13 protein-coding genes are annotated in these 14,815 nt (G+C 57.2%); all 13 read left to right on the top strand.

What is annotated here, in order from left to right:
* Nucleotides 1–1,473, top strand: a 1,473-nt coding sequence (locus tag ABYP39_RS11875; RefSeq protein WP_372782715.1) for a tetratricopeptide repeat protein, incomplete at its 5' end; no start/stop codon positions are given.
* 3 nt (nt 1,474–1,476) lie between these two features.
* Entirely contained in the window at nt 1,477–2,370 is an 894-nt protein-coding gene (locus tag ABYP39_RS11880) for a hypothetical protein (protein ID WP_372749149.1), read from the top strand.
* The gene (locus tag ABYP39_RS11885) at nt 2,348–3,574 is read left to right on the top strand and encodes a hypothetical protein (RefSeq protein WP_372782717.1); all 1,227 of its coding nucleotides are present in this window, start codon (nt 2,348–2,350) and stop codon (nt 3,572–3,574) included. Before ABYP39_RS11880 ends, ABYP39_RS11885 begins: the two co-directional genes overlap by 23 nt.
* Nucleotides 3,575–3,579: 5 nt before the next feature.
* The gene (locus ABYP39_RS11890) at nt 3,580–5,094 is read left to right on the top strand and encodes a tetratricopeptide repeat protein (RefSeq protein WP_372749147.1); all 1,515 of its coding nucleotides are present in this window, start codon (nt 3,580–3,582) and stop codon (nt 5,092–5,094) included.
* A gap of 2 nt (nt 5,095–5,096) precedes the next feature.
* The gene (locus tag ABYP39_RS11895; protein ID WP_372758630.1) at nt 5,097–7,148 is read left to right on the top strand and encodes a PEGA domain-containing protein; all 2,052 of its coding nucleotides are present in this window, start codon (nt 5,097–5,099) and stop codon (nt 7,146–7,148) included.
* Nucleotides 7,145–7,396, top strand: a complete 252-nt coding sequence (locus ABYP39_RS11900) for a hypothetical protein (RefSeq protein ID WP_372748602.1) — start codon at nt 7,145–7,147, stop codon at nt 7,394–7,396. The genes ABYP39_RS11895 and ABYP39_RS11900 overlap by 4 nt, the downstream gene beginning before the upstream one ends.
* Before the next feature lie 32 nt (nt 7,397–7,428).
* The gene (locus tag ABYP39_RS11905) at nt 7,429–8,226 is read left to right on the top strand and encodes a MotA/TolQ/ExbB proton channel family protein (protein WP_372748601.1); all 798 of its coding nucleotides are present in this window, start codon (nt 7,429–7,431) and stop codon (nt 8,224–8,226) included.
* Nucleotides 8,226–9,536 carry a hypothetical protein gene (locus tag ABYP39_RS11910; RefSeq protein ID WP_372782719.1) on the top strand — a complete coding sequence of 437 codons (1,311 nt, stop codon included), beginning with the start codon at nt 8,226–8,228 and terminating at the stop codon, nt 9,534–9,536. Before ABYP39_RS11905 ends, ABYP39_RS11910 begins: the two co-directional genes overlap by 1 nt.
* A 1-nt stretch (nt 9,537) precedes the next feature.
* Nucleotides 9,538–10,608, top strand: a complete 1,071-nt coding sequence (locus ABYP39_RS11915) for a VWA domain-containing protein (RefSeq protein ID WP_372782721.1) — start codon at nt 9,538–9,540, stop codon at nt 10,606–10,608.
* The gene (locus ABYP39_RS11920; protein WP_372782723.1) at nt 10,605–11,603 is read left to right on the top strand and encodes a VWA domain-containing protein; all 999 of its coding nucleotides are present in this window, start codon (nt 10,605–10,607) and stop codon (nt 11,601–11,603) included. The genes ABYP39_RS11915 and ABYP39_RS11920 overlap by 4 nt, the downstream gene beginning before the upstream one ends.
* Nucleotides 11,603–12,196, top strand: coding sequence for a hypothetical protein (locus tag ABYP39_RS11925; RefSeq protein ID WP_372748597.1), 594 nt, complete (start codon nt 11,603–11,605; stop codon nt 12,194–12,196). Before ABYP39_RS11920 ends, ABYP39_RS11925 begins: the two co-directional genes overlap by 1 nt.
* On the top strand, nt 12,193–12,843 hold the full coding sequence (locus ABYP39_RS11930) for a hypothetical protein (RefSeq protein WP_372748596.1): 651 nt from the start codon (nt 12,193–12,195) through the stop codon (nt 12,841–12,843). The genes ABYP39_RS11925 and ABYP39_RS11930 overlap by 4 nt, the downstream gene beginning before the upstream one ends.
* Before the next feature lie 392 nt (nt 12,844–13,235).
* A partial coding sequence (locus ABYP39_RS11935) for a hypothetical protein (protein ID WP_372782725.1) occupies nt 13,236–14,815 on the top strand: 1,580 nt, incomplete at its 3' end.

The following is a 14,815-nucleotide window of genomic DNA, read 5'->3' on the forward strand; positions in this document are numbered from 1 at the left end:
CGTAAAAGTAGTTGGATGTCGGGAGTGAGAGTGATGTGGAAGCTCGAGCGTAAGCACTGCCTGGTGCTGTTGTTCGGATTGTTGGGTCTGGCAACAAATCCCGCGACTGCCCAAGGCTCGTCCTGGCAATTACCCCAGCCCTACAGCCTGATGCCAGAAGACGGCAACCTGTTGAAAACTCAGCAACAGTTGGAACAATTGGCTGCCGCAGGGCGCTATGCCGACGCGATTACCCCAGCCCTTTTCTTGTCCGAGGCATTGGCTGCCGACCCTGCGTTGGGCCCGCTGGCCTTGGAAAACCTTGCGCTGGTGCGCCTGCGAAGCGGTGATCTGAGTGGTGGTATTGATGGTCTGCAGCAGGTCTTGTCGCGCCTGAAGCAAAGCGGCAATTTCCGTGATCCTCGCCTGGCCCGGCCGCTCATGGCGCTGGGCGTGGCCTATTATCACGCTGGCGATCTGGCGCAGGCGATTAACCATCTTGAGCAGGGAATATTTGTCACCCGTACCGACAAAGGGCTGGAAGCCATCGAGCAAACCGTCTATGACGATATTCTACTCGACAGTCTGATTAAAAGCGGTCGTTTGGAAGATGCGCTCAACCGGCTCGATGTCAGTCTGACCATCCAGCGTCAGGCGCTGGCTAACGGTCCAGAGCTGGAGCAGGCGCTGGCGCGAGCAGCGCGCTGGTATCGCAATCTGAATGCCGCGTTTCAGGAAAGCCTGCTGCATGAGGAGCGCCTCGAGTTGGTGGCCGCGCGCGCGGGGGAGGATAGTCCCGAACTGGTGCCGGTGTACTACGACCTTGCCAGCAGCTATTCCCGTCGGCTGCATGGCGACCTGGATAAACTGCGAGATATGAAGTCCGCCGAACGCAATGTCAGCTACTCCTTTGTACGCAGTGATCAGATTCGGCGCGCAATGAACTACGAATACGGCAACAAGCAAGACGACCGGGCGTTACTTGATGCTGAGTGGAAAGCCGTGCGGGCGTTGAAGTTGGCCCTGCGCATACTCGAAGACCAGTCGGAGCCTGACGTTAACGCCATTGCTGAAACCTATGTGCGGCTTGGCGATCATTACCAGCTGATAGGCGATTCACGAAAAGCGCGCCGTTACTACCAGCGTGCCTACGATATGTTCAGCGAAAACGGGGCTACCGAGTACTTAGCACAAACCTTTGGCGCGCCCGTTCCCATTTACCATAAACCCTTGAAATTGCCGCCCACCACTGACCCGGACGTTCTCAGCGCGTATCAGGGGCAGGCAGAATTGGTCATGGACGTGAACTCTCGCGGCCAACCGCGCAATATCGAGTTGCTCGAAGTGCGCCCGGAGCAGGCTGCCGTGCTTGAAGACAAAGCCTTGCGTTATAGTCGCGATACGATTTTCCGCCCACGGATTACCGACAAGGGCACGGTTGGAACCGAAAAAATGCGTTACATCTATCACTTTCAGCCCGCGCAGGAGCAATAGGCCGTGGCTGATAGAAGGAAAGGTCGCAATACCGGGGCGCTACTGACGGTGACGCTGCTGTGTGCGCTGCTGAGTGCCTGCACCACACCGCCTACGACCCCGCCAAGTTCGCCGCAACCACCACCCCCTCCCACGCCTCCGCCCAGTCAGTCAGCGCAGCAGCAAGAACAGGAGGCGTCAGAGCAGAAAGAGCAGGCGCAGCAGGAACAGAGCGACAGTGCGGCGGAATCAAAACAACAACCCGCAGAAGCTGCGGCAGCGCGCAAAGCCGAGCAGCAACGTCAAGCCCGGGAAGAAGCGCCCACTGGCGCCGAGCAAGAGCAAGATTGGCCGCCCCCGCCACCAGATGCAAAAAGTGCCAGCAGCAGTACCCAGGCTGAGGATGAAAACAGGCAGGACAATGCAGCCCAGCAGCCGGCCAGTGCAGGTGGCGGCGCACCGGCAATGACCGAGCAGGAAAAGTACGATGCACTGAACGCAGAACTATCGCGCTCACTGTCGGGATTTGATCAGCGTCTGGCGCGCGAACAGCGCGAGCTTTCCGAGCGTGAAAAAGCCCAGGCCTTGGCCGCTGAGCAGCGTCGCCGCGAAGCCGGAGGTGGGGCGCAGGGCAGTGGCCAAAGCAGCGGCAGCGGCCAGGGGCAGGATCAGTACGGTTATTCAGCGCCGCCGCCTCCCGGGGCAACCGGCGGTGGTAACATGCCCAAAGGTGGCAACAGGCGCCCCGGCAGTCCCGGCGATAAAGAAGCTCTGCCACCCGCGCCGGATGATGTACCCAGTGGTCAGGATGATGACATTGTGGCGCGACAGTTGCGCGAAGCGGCTGAAAACGAAACCGATCCGGAACTGCGCGAAAAGTTGTGGGATGAATATCGTGAGTACAAACGCAATAACTAGGCTGCGGCCGGCACTTGTTGCTGCACTGGTCCTGCTGACCGGTTGTGTCAGCCAGTCGGTCAAGCATGTCAACGCGACCAAAGCGGTGCACGCCGAACGGGAAATTCCACAGGCGGAATTGCTGGACGTGAACATCGCGGTATTTGATCCGGGGTACACCGAACCGGTGGAGGAAGATTCCGGCATCTTTCCTCAGGTGCGCAAGGCCGAGGCGGGGTTTATCCCTTATCGATTGCGCGAAACCCTGCAGAGCACCGGGCACTGGGGACCGGTGCGCGTCGTACCCAGCCCAAATACCTCCTCGGAGCTGACCATCACCGGCCGCATTATCGAATCCACCGGTCGTGACCTGGAAATTGCGGTGCGTGCGGTGGACGCCTCCGGCCGTGTCTGGCTGGACAAAAGTTATCGCGAAACGGCCGCCAGCCTGAGTTATAGCGATGCCGATCCGTCCCAGATAGATCCATTTCAAGATCTCTATAATCGCGTGGCTAACGATCTGTTAAAGCAGCGCAAGGCGCTGAGTTCAAAGCAGCTGCGCGATATCCGCACGCTGGCTTTTCTGCGTTTTGCGGACGACCTTGCTCCGGATGCTTTTGCCGGCTATTTGGGCAAGAACAAGGAGCGCTACCGCGTGCGTGGTTTGCCGGCAGACAGCGACCCCAATGTGCAGCGTATTAATGCGATTCGCGATCGAGACTACCGTTTGGTGGATGCCCTTGATCAACACTACTACCTGTTTGGTGAGCAGATTCAGGCGCCCTACGACGAATGGCGTGCGGCCAGCTATCAGGAAGCGAAAAACCTGGAAAAAGTGCGCAAAGAATCGCTCGCCCGTATGGCGGCTGGCGCCGTTGGTGTGGTTGCCGGCATATACGGGGCCGGGCAGGCCAGCAATAGCGCGCAGGCAGCCGCAGCCTATACCGGCGTGGTCGGCGGCGGCTACCTGTTCAAGACCGGGCTGGATAAAGGCGCCGAGAAAAAACTGCACATTGAAGCGCTGAAAGAGCTCGGTGAATCGCTGTCCAGCGATCTTAAACCACGTGTCATCGAGCTGGACGGTAAAACGGTTACTCTCAGTGGTTCTGCCGAAGCCCAGTACCAGGAGTGGCGTGAATTGTTGCGTAAGATCTATACCAATGAAACCGGGTTTGAACCTGCCAGCGCAGCGCCTCCAGCCTCGTCTCCCGAGAAGGACCAATAGCGGGAATGCCATCAGATCAGCATAAACCGGAGACCATTACCCCGGTTACCCATCGTCCGCCAGAGCAGCAGGCGCCTCCGCGCGCCGTCGCGCAGGCCCCGTTTTTCTGGCCTGCGGTTGCGCTGATCACGCTGCTATTGTGTCTCGTTGTGTTTTGGCTGCCGTCACAGATACCGGAGCGGTCGCTGCCGTCGGTAACCAACATGCCGGTGTCGTCGCCAGCACAGCCTGCAGAGCGCGCGGAGCTTGCCAATGCGCAGCCGGAGCCTGCTCTGGATACCGAAGAAACGCTGGCGCGACGGCAGAAGGCCCAGCGCATTGCCGACGCCCTGCAATTGCGTCGAGCTGAACTGGAAAAGCTCGCTGTAGAACGCTGGGCGTCGGCAGATTATCAGCAGGTGGTGGTCAACGATGAGCGTGCCGCGGACTACTTCGGCAATCGTGAATTTGATGCAGCGGCCACCTATTGGCAAAAAGCGCTTGGCCAGGCCAGCACCCTGCTCGGACAGGTGGAGTCAGTGCTGAAATCGACCGTGGTGCAGGGTTATGACGCGCTGGAAAAGCTAAACAGCGAAGAAGCGACCAAGGCTTTTGATCTGGCGTTGGCGATTCACCCTGAAAACGCACTGGCGCGTATTGGCCTGCAGCGGGCGCAAAACTTGCCTCAGATACTCACGCTCATGGCCGCCGCTGAAAATCACGAACGGCAGGATCAGTTAGATCAGGCCATGATGCTCTATCGTGAAGTGCTGCGACTCGATCCGCAGTCTGCTGCGGCGAAAGAGGGCATGCAGCGGTTGGCCAAGGCCATGCAGGATTGGGAATTTCGTATCACTCTGTCGACAGCTCAGCAGGCGCTTGATGCTGGTGATTACGCGGCCGCCAAGCGCGAGTTTCAGAAGGCCAACGCCATCAAAAAAAATGACCCTGCAGTGGTAGAGGGTTTGGCACAAACGGAACGCGGCCTGCTGCAGGCGGAGATTGCGCGGCTTAAACAGCGCGCCGAACGCGCTACTGCCGCCGAAGACTGGGGCACAGCCGTAAGCCACTACCAGCGGATTGTGAAACTCGACAACACGCTTGCGTTTGCACACGATGGCCTGGCCCGCAGTCGCGAGCGGCAATCACTGGATGCACGTGTGCAGGCGCTGATTGATGAGCCGGATCGCCTTTTCAGTAACGCTGTGCTGGACAGCGCGAAAAAGTTGCTGCGCGACGCGCAGGCTGTGCCTGGCCCCGGACGAAAGTTGCAGGCTCAGATAATTGCCCTGCAAGAGGCAATCGCTCGCGCGGACACCGACGTTCGCGTCAGTTTGCTCTCTGACAATGTCACCAGTGTGATGGTTTACCGGGTTGGGCGGCTCGGCCAGTTTGAGCGTAAGGAATTGTTATTGTCGCCTGGCGATTACGTGATTGTAGGGCGCTGCGAGGGCTATCGGGACGCGCGTAAAACCGTTACCGTGCCAGCGGGCATTGAGCGCTTCGGCCCCATCGATATTCGCTGCACAGAAAAACTTTAAAAATGGATAACAACAAGCCCCACAGCATCAAGCCAGCCACCTTTCAGCCGCCGACCGAGCCGGTGGGCCGCCAGCGTCGACCTTTGCGCCCGCTGTTGATCGGCGCAGTGATGCTGTTGGTGGCGCTGCTGTTTGGCCTATGGTTTGTGCTGACTGCAACAGCTATCAAAATCCAGACTGAGCCGCAGGCCGAGCACCTGCAGGTGAAGGGCGGGTTGGTTTTGCCGCTGGGGGGCAATTTTCTGCTGCGCCCCGGCGCCTACACGGTGCATGCTTCTACGCCCGGGTATCACGATCTCGAAGCGCCGCTGCAGGTTGTTGCCGAAGGCGAAACGCTGTTTCAGTTTTCACTGGAAAAACTGCCCGGGTATCTGACTGTCAGCTCGTCGCCGCCTGAAGCACAGGTTATCTTGCAGGATACATCGCACGGCTACACCCCGCTTAATGCACTGGAGCTGAACGCGGGAAGCTATAGCTACCTTATTCGGGCACCGCGTTATCAGGAGGCTACCGGGCAGGTCGAGATCGAAGGGCTGGGACGTCAACAGCGGCTTCATGTGGCGCTCGACCCGCTCTGGGCAGACGTCACGCTGCAGTCGGTGCCCTCCGGCGCCACCCTGACCGTTGATGGTGAGCCGGTGGGGCAGACCAGCGACAGCGGTATCACCGCAGAAATAATGCCAGGCAAACACGTTCTCGGGCTGTCATTGCCAGGCTACGAAGATTGGGCCTATTCGATTATTACCGAAGCCAATACCGCGCAAACCCTGCCGCCTGTAAAACTGCAGCGCCGCTATGCGACCTTGAACGTTACGAGCAAGCCGGCGGGTGCGCGGGTGATGGTCAACGGCGAATACCAGGGGCTGTCGCCGCTTGCTGTTGAACTGCGTCCCGACGTTCCGGTCGAGATCACGCTCAGCAAAGCTGGTTATGCCAACACAGTGCGCACGGTATCGGTGGCTAGTGGCGCGGAAGAATCCCTGAGTGCCACGATGCAGCCAGTCGTCGGCGAGGTGCTGGTGCGGACAGTTCCGGCAGACGCGCTGCTTTATATTGACGGTATTCTGCGTGGCCGCGCCAATCAGACCGTGCAACTGACAGCCACCGCTCATCGCTTCGAAATCAAAAAGTCGGGTTACGCGACAGTCACGCGCACGGTAACGCCGCGCGGCGGCTATCAACAACAGCTTGATGTGCGCCTGCTGACAGACCGGGAAGCCTATCTGGCGCGCTTTCCGGAAACAGTAGAAACTTCTACCGGGGATAAACTAATCCGCATAGAGCCGGGCAGCTTCAGTATGGGGTCGCCGCGTCGGGCGCAGGGGCGACAGGCCAACGAAGTGCAGCGGGATATCAAGCTCACGCGCATGTACTATCTGGCTACCACCGAAGTTACCAACGCGGCGTTTCGTCAGTTTCGTGCCGAACACTCCTCCGGCATTGTGCAGAGAACCACACTCGACAACGACAACTACCCGGTGGCTCGGGTCAGCTGGGACGACGCGATAGCCTTTTGCAACTGGCTCAGCAAACGCGACGGATTGCCCGAGGCCTATCGCAATGGCAAATTGATTACACCGGTTAATACCGGCTACCGTTTGCCAACGGAAGCCGAGTGGGTGTGGGCCGCGCGTTACAGCGCGGGTCGGGAAGAGCGGCAGTACGCCTGGGGCAATACCATGCCACCGACCGGTCGTGCCGGAAACTATGCGGATATTTCTGCGCAGGGCGTGGTCGACAAAACCCTTAGCAGCTACAACGATGGTTACGTTGCCGCCGCGCCGGTAGGTAAGTTTGACCCTAACCCAACGGGTCTTTTTGATCTGGGTGGTAACGTCAGTGAATGGATGAACGATCACTACAGTGTTGAAGTTTCCACCAGTGTGGAAACCGATCCACTGGGCATCGGTAATGGCAAGCTGCATACCATTCGAGGTGCCAGCTGGCGCCACGGCCGTATAACTGAATTACGGCTGGTATACCGCGACTCTGGTGCCGAGGGCCGTGACGATGTGGGCTTTCGTCTGGCCCGATTTGCGGAGGCGGCGCAATGAAACGATGGTTGGCGCTGTTGTATTTTCCATTGGCAGCACTGGCTCAGCAGCCTGATCGTGGCGACACGCCAGCGACCGACCGCGAGGGGGAGGCACAATCGCCACAGGCCTATGAGCTGCAGCTCGATGGTGCCGAGCCCGCCGGAAAAGGTGGTGAACAGCACCGCGAAGCACCGGTGGTGCGCGAATTCAAACCCAGCGAAGAGGTGTTGGCCGATACCATCTTGAGCCTGCCCGCCGATATCTGAACACGGCAAGGACTAACTGAACGGACGCAACGATGAAAACAACATTGTCCAACGAATTTCTCTATCAGCTGTTTGCGCTGCTAATTTCCGTTTTGGTGGTGCACACCGCCTATGTCACAGTGATACGTCCCGAGGCGCGTCTGATCGAACAGGAACAGCAACTGATGATTGAACAGAATCCGGATTATCAACCGGAGCGTTCAATGCTGGTCATCATTCGTGATTTTGAGCAGGAGACCTGTTTCATACTTCTTTTCTGGGCCATCGCCTTGCTGGCGATGAAAGCCCAGGCGGTTACCCGTCAGCGCGAACAACTCAATCAGAACCTGATACAGCTGGCAGAAGGAGAGACTATACTACCCGACGATGCGCGCCATCATGCACGGGTTATTGAGGCGCTGCCAGAACCAGATCGAAGCTATCTTTATCCGCGCACCCTGCTTACCGCACTGCGCCGTTTTCGCTCCACCCGCAATATTCAGAACGTAGCTGATGCGGTGGCCCAAACCTGTGATGCGGAAATTGAACGTCTGGAAGCGGAATTGTCGATGATCCGATACATTGCCTGGGCGATTCCTTCAATCGGCTTTATTGGTACCGTGCGCGGTATAGGCGATGCGCTCGGCATGGCGCACAAAGCCATTGAAGGTGATATCAGCGGGGTAACCGCCAGTCTCGGACTGGCCTTTAACTCCACCCTGATTGCCCTGATTCTCTCCATCGTATTGATGTTTGCTCTGTATCAATTGCAGTTATTGCAAGAGCGGCTAGTGCTGGATACGCAAACCGCCTGTGATCGTGGGCTAATACAAAATCTGCAGAGTCAGTGATGCGCATCCTTGAACTGAATGATATAGCCCTGCGGCTGTTTGACAACGAAACTCTGGTGCTCGACTCACCGGCACTGGCGGTATTGCAAAACAACGAGTTTTTAACCGGCGACGCTGCGCGCCGTCAGGCGCGGCTTAATCCGCGTGTTACCTTTGACCAGTTTTGGGAGCATCTGGACCAGCAGGCGTTGAATCGGCCGGCAGGTCGCGCCCGCAGTCACGCCGATATTGCCTGGTTTTATTTGCAGCAATTGTTGGCAACCGCGGGTAATCCCGAGGCGGAAACGCTACTGCTGGTACCGGAGCAGTTTGGCGGACAACGGTTGGCGTTGCTGTTGGGCATTGCCCAGAGTTGCGGTGTCAGCGTTGCCGGCGTTGCCGAAAAGTCAGTGGTGGCCTGCGCGGGTGTAACACCGTCGAACGGCGCATTGCGCTATCTCGATATTACCCGGCATCGTTTGTATTGCAGCGACCTCGTGCTGGATCAACGACTGGCATTGAACAGTGCACGTGAACTCAATGCTCCCGGTTGGCGTTGGTGTGAAGAGCAGAGCATTCGGCAATTGTCTGCGCAATTTTTGCAGGAAACCCGGTTTGACCCCTTGCACGAAGCGGCCAGCGAACAGCGCCTCTATGATCGCCTGCCGAGCCTGCTGGCCTCGCTCAACACAGCCGACCGCGTCAATGTCAATCTGCCGGCCGGGCAGCGAGACCACCGCATAGACTGGCACCGAGATGAATTGATCAAAGCTTTGAACGATGTTTATCAAGCGCTTGAGGTTGCCGTGGAAGAAGCAACGGGGCCGGTGGTACTCAGTCACCGCCTGAACCTGCTGCCGGGACTGGTTGACCGCTTGCGCCAGCGTGGTCAGTGTCTGCTGCTGGACGACTCGGCGGTGCCGCGTAACGCCCTCGCGCTTCAAGCGCAGCTGGTCTCCGAGGCTTCCGCCCCGGTCTGGGTTAAAGCGCTGACCCTTGATGCTGGGCGGAACACCTCTTCGCTTTCGAATGACTCGGCAACTAACACCAATTCAAACACCACCAATTCAAACACCGCCAATACAAACACCGGGGGAGGCAGTCCCACGCATATTCTGTGTGATGGCGTAGCAACCCCGCTGAGCGCATCGCGCTTGCCTGCACCAGTGCGAGCGAAACGTGATACGGCGGGTTGGGTGTTGCAGGCCAATACTGCCGAACCTCTATTGTTGAACAATCGTCCACTCACACAACTACCGGTGCAGGTGGGTGACCGCTTACAGGTTGCCGGTTGCGAGTATGTCTTTATTCGGGTGAGCGACGGAGACTGACATGCGCCGGCGCCGTGGCATGGAACAGTTCAGCATGTCCTTTCTGGACGCCATGTCGTGTGGATTGGGCGCGGTGATCCTCATCTTTATGATCATCAATCACGCCAGCGAAGTGCGTGCTACCGGAAAACACAGGGATATTGCCCAGAACCTGAGTCTGCTCGAAGAGGAGGTGCTGGAAAAACGCAGCGCGTTGGCGGCCCTGAGCGCTGCGCTCAAGGAAACGGAACAACAGCGCGAAGCCGCCAAGCGTGAAATGGCGAGCCTCAAAGATATCATTGAGCAGGAAGACGACAGTGATGAAGAGGTTCGGATTCGCGAAAAAAATATCAAAGCGCTGAAGCAGGAACTCAAAGCCATTGAAAAACAGGTTAACTCCCTGCGCGAAGAAAAAGGTGATGGCGACGCCACGCGTGCATTTGCCGGCGAGGGCCGACGCCAGTACCTGACCGGACTCAGTGTCGACGGCGAGCGCATCCTGATCCTGCTGGACAGCTCAGCCTCTATGCTCGGCGATAAGGTGGTGGATGTGATTCGCCGCCGTAACATGAGTGACGCACGCAAGCTGGCGTCGCCCAAATGGCAGCGCGCGCTTAACACCGTCGACTGGATTACTACCCAGGTACCGGTAACCGCCAGTTTTCAGATATACCACTTCAACACCAAACTTGAGGCGGCACTACCGGGTACCGAGGGCAAGTGGCAGTCCACGGATCAAGGAAAACGTTTGACCGAAGCCGTTAGCAATTTACGCCGAACAATTCCGGCCAACGGCACCAGCCTGGAGCTCGCCTTTCGCGCTTTACAGACACTCGATCCGGCGCCGGACAATGTGTTTCTGATTATTGACGGTTTGCCCACCCAGGATGTCAGCGCTTCGCAGACTGGTGGCGTTTCCGGCCGAGAGCGCTTGCGACTGTTTACCACTGCAGTGAGCCGCCTGCCCAAATCGGTGCCGGTGAATGTGATCCTGTTTCCGATGGAAGGTGACCCACTGGCCGCCAGTACCTACTGGCAACTGGCGCGCACCAGTGGTGGCGTGTTTATGAGCCCGTCGGAGGCTTGGCCATGAGGCGACGTCGGCGCGAAACAGAGGTCTTTGGTCTATCCTTTCTAGATGCGATCAGCTGTGGTTTTGGTGCCATCGTATTGCTGCTGGTGCTGACCAAAATTGCGGAGCCAACCAAGATTGTGGAGCAAGGCATCGGCCTGCAGGCAATGGCGGAAAAACTGGCCGCGGAATTACCCCAGCTGGATGCCAAGCTGGAAAGTCTGGAGCAGAAACTGGCGGCAGAGGGCAAACGCCTTTCCGAGGCCGAGCAAACCCTGGCGAGTATGCGGCCACAGGCGCGGGCACTGGAGGCGGAGCGGGCAGATGCGCAGCTGGAAGCGGAAGCGGCATCGGCGATAGAAAACCGCCTCGCGCTGGCGCGACAGCAATTGACGGATGAGATGAAGCGTCTCTATGCCAGTGGCACACGCCGCCCCAGCGATTCGGTGGGCGGTATCCCGGTGGATAGCGAATACATTATTTTTGTTATTGATACCTCGGGCAGTATGCACGGCTACGCCTGGCCCACGGTTATTAAAAAGATGACCGAAACACTCGATCTGTATCCTAAAGTGAAGGGGTTGCAGATTATGAATGACATGGGGGATTACATGTTCAGCCAGTATGCGGGAGATTGGATTCCGGATACGCCGGGGCGTCGTAAAGCCATTATCAGTCGGATGGCAAGCTGGCAGCCTTTTTCAAATTCGAGCCCAGTGGAAGGTATCACTCGAGCCATACGCGCGTTTTATGCTGAGGACAAAAAGATCAGTATTTATGTGTTTGGCGATGAATTTACCGGTAATTCAATTCAGTCGGTGTTGGATACCGTTGCGCGTATTAATCCGCGCGGGTCAGACGGGAAACCTCAAGTGCGCATTCATGCGGTTGGGTTTCCGGTGCAATTTGCGCGCAATGGTATCCGGCCCACGGGCGTGCGTTTTGCCATGCTGATGCGAGCGCTGTGTCAGCAAAACGGCGGTACTTTTGTCGGTTTGCAAACCCTGGAGCAATAATGCGACGTATATGCGCAATCATTCTTCTAACGTTACTGGCCGGCTGCAGTCACCAGGTGACACTGGAGGAATCCTTTCCGGAGCCGGTGATCAGCAAGCTGCCGGCCACAGTGGTTCTCTATCTCCCTGACGAACTGCGCAATGCGGTGCACAAGCAGAAACCAGAACACGGTGGTGAATGGACAATCCGTTTTCGCGGTGCCAATACTCAACTTTTTGAGACAGTTTTTCGTGGGCTATTCCAGAACCTGACGGTAGCAACCGACAAAGACGAGATACCGGAAGATGCCCTGGTGATCACGCCGACCATGACAGATTTTCAGTTCAGCACGCCGGGCATGAGCAAAACCGACTTTTACGAAGTGTGGATTAAATACCGGTTGGAGTTGGCGCAGCCCAAAAACCGGATAGTGCATACGTGGCCATTTACCGCCTATGGTCGTGACGAAAAATCGGGAAAGCCAGCCAGCAACGCGATGCGAGAAGCGAGCCGCCGCGCCATGCGCGATGCCGCTGCTGCCATTGTGCTCAACTACCCAAAGCAAAAGGTAGTTAAAAAGCATCTGCAAGCGAGTATTGGGGCCGTGCAATGATGCGTCGCGTACTGTTGTTGTGCATGGTGGTTTGGCTCGGCGGCTGCGTCAGTTCATCAGTGGAGCAGTTACGCAACGCTCCTGTTGGAGTGTTAAAGAAGGGTGAGACCATTGTAGTGCTCGGCCGACGTCAGAACTTTCGACACCAGACCGAGGCCGATTTCACGCGGTGTGTGTATAACTCGCTAGTTCGCCAGAAATTGCCAGTGAAGTCCGAGCGAAAGTTTATGGATGAAATGTTTCCCTGGTTTCAGCCTCGAATGGCTCCACGTACGGCGGAAGCGCTGGCAGAGCGTCTTAAAGAGCCTGTTATAGCTGACCGTCTGCAGCAGTCCGGTACGCGTTATATCGTCTGGCTGGACGGAGTTACTCGCCGAGGCGAAGACGGCGGGAGCCTATCCTGCAGTGTTGGTGCCGGCGGTGGTGCCTGCGTTGGGCTTCTGTGGTGGGAGGAAGACGCCGAGTACGAAGCCGTGGTGTGGGATATGCAAACCCTCAAATCTATGGGCAAGATCGCTGTAGAGGCAAGTGGCACGTCCTACATCCCGGCTGTAATTGTTCCCATACCCCTTATTGCCCCCACCCTCTCGGCGGCCTGTTCCGGCGTTGCTCGTCAGCTTGGCGAGTTTTTGTCTGCAAATCCATAACATATGTGCTCGTTTGGCTGGATGAGTCGAATCGGTGACTTGGCTACTTTTAGATGCTTTTAGATGCTTTTAGATGCTTATGCGGCGTCCGATTCGTGCGCTGGCATTCAAGGTTGTTATAAAAACAGTTCGCAAAACGACAACTTTCATTAAGCCGCCGATAGATCGCAACACCGCTTCACTGTTAGCATAGAAGATGAAAAAGTCTCATTAATTGACTGTTCTAATAACACACTGAAAAAATTAATCCTCAAAGTCGCATAGGCGGCGGGAGTTTAGGGGGCATGAAGAGTCGTCGGCCAAGAGTCGAAAGGTTGGTTTACGCAATTTTATTCGCTTCGGTTTTTCCGACAGCGAGTCACGGCCAACTTTTGGGTGGTTTAAGCGAGTCTTTGGGTACGTCGGAGGTGCTGGCACCTACTGGTGTTAATGAAACAGTCATTGCGCCCGTTGATACGTTGCTGGCGCCCGTTGAGCCTGCACTTGATCCGGTCTCGCCCCTGCTGCTGTCACCTGACAGTGAAGCAGACTTATTACTGATGGATAGTGAAGCGACAGCTGGCAGCGAGGCTGATGAAGTCTCCCCGTTAGAGCCGGTTACTGAGCCATTGGGAGAGAGCATCGCTCCCTTGGTTGATACGATAGATACTACGCTGGATCCGGTTACAGATCCTGTGGATTCAACCATTGCACCGATTGTTGAGGCAGTGGAACCAGTTACAGACCCTTTAACTACAGTAGCAGAACCGCTGACCTTCCCTGTCGAAGGAGCTGTTCAAGACCTTACTGGTGGCAGTGTCGAGGACGCAACGACCACCAGTAATGACCAGAATGCGGCGAACGGTGATGGCATAGTCAATGACTTGTTGGGTAGTTCTGATAGCACGTCTGGTCAGACTCAGGATACCTCACCGATTGAAATGGTGAGCGAACCGCTGGGCGATAGCCTGTCGCCACTGGTTGAAGCAGTCGATACTGGCCTAGATCCTATTACTGACCCCGTTGATGGGGCATTAGCACCTGTTATTGAGACGCTGGAGCCGGTGACCGAGCCGGTATTGACGACGCTTGACCCGGCAACCAGCCCGGTAGATGGCTTGGCTGCAGACCTCACCGGCGGCAGTGTTACAGATGCTGTAACGACAACCGGTGATGGCAATACCAGTGATGGCGACGGCGCTGTCAGTGACGTATTGGGTGGATCAGGTACTTCGTCGGAGTCGGGCGATGTCTCGCCAATTGCGCCATTTAGTAGCGCGGCGGGTGAAAGCCTTACGCCGTTGGTAGATACCGTTGACACTGGTCTGGACCCGATAACCGACCCTGTTGATTCAGCGCTGGCACCAGCAGTAGAGGCGCTGGAGCCGGTCACCGATCCCCTGCTGGAAACTACTGAACCAGTTACTAGCCCTGTTGATGGTTTGGCCACTGACGTGACTGGCGGTAGTGTCACAGATGCACTTACCACCACCGGTGACGGCAACACCGGCGATGGGGATGGAGTGGTGAACGACCTGCTTGGTGGTTCAGATACCACAGGTAGCGATGAAACCTCCCCGACACAACCAATCAGTGAGCCTGCCGGTGAGGGCTTGGCCCCCGCGGTCGATGCCGTAGACACCACATTGGATCCGATTACCGACCCAGTTGATGCGGTACTGGCACCGGTAGTTGAAGCCCTCGAACCGGTCACTGAACCGGTGGTGGATGGTCTGTCGCCGGTGATTGAACCGGTGGACGGCGTTGTAGGTGATACCACGGGTGGTAGCCTCAGCGATGCGCTGACCACCAGCGGTGATGGTGATACCAGCAATGGCGATGGCGTGATTAACGACCTGTTGGGCAGTGGTTCTGGCACGGGTAGTGATGGCGGTACCAGTGATGGTTCCGGCTCAGGCCTGGGTGGTCTGGTCGATACCGTAGACACCACATTGGATCCGGTTACCGACCCAGTTGATGCGGTACTGGCACC

Source organism: Litorivivens sp. (assembly GCF_041625495.1).
In the GTDB taxonomy this organism is placed as follows: domain Bacteria; phylum Pseudomonadota; class Gammaproteobacteria; order Pseudomonadales; family Spongiibacteraceae; genus Litorivivens.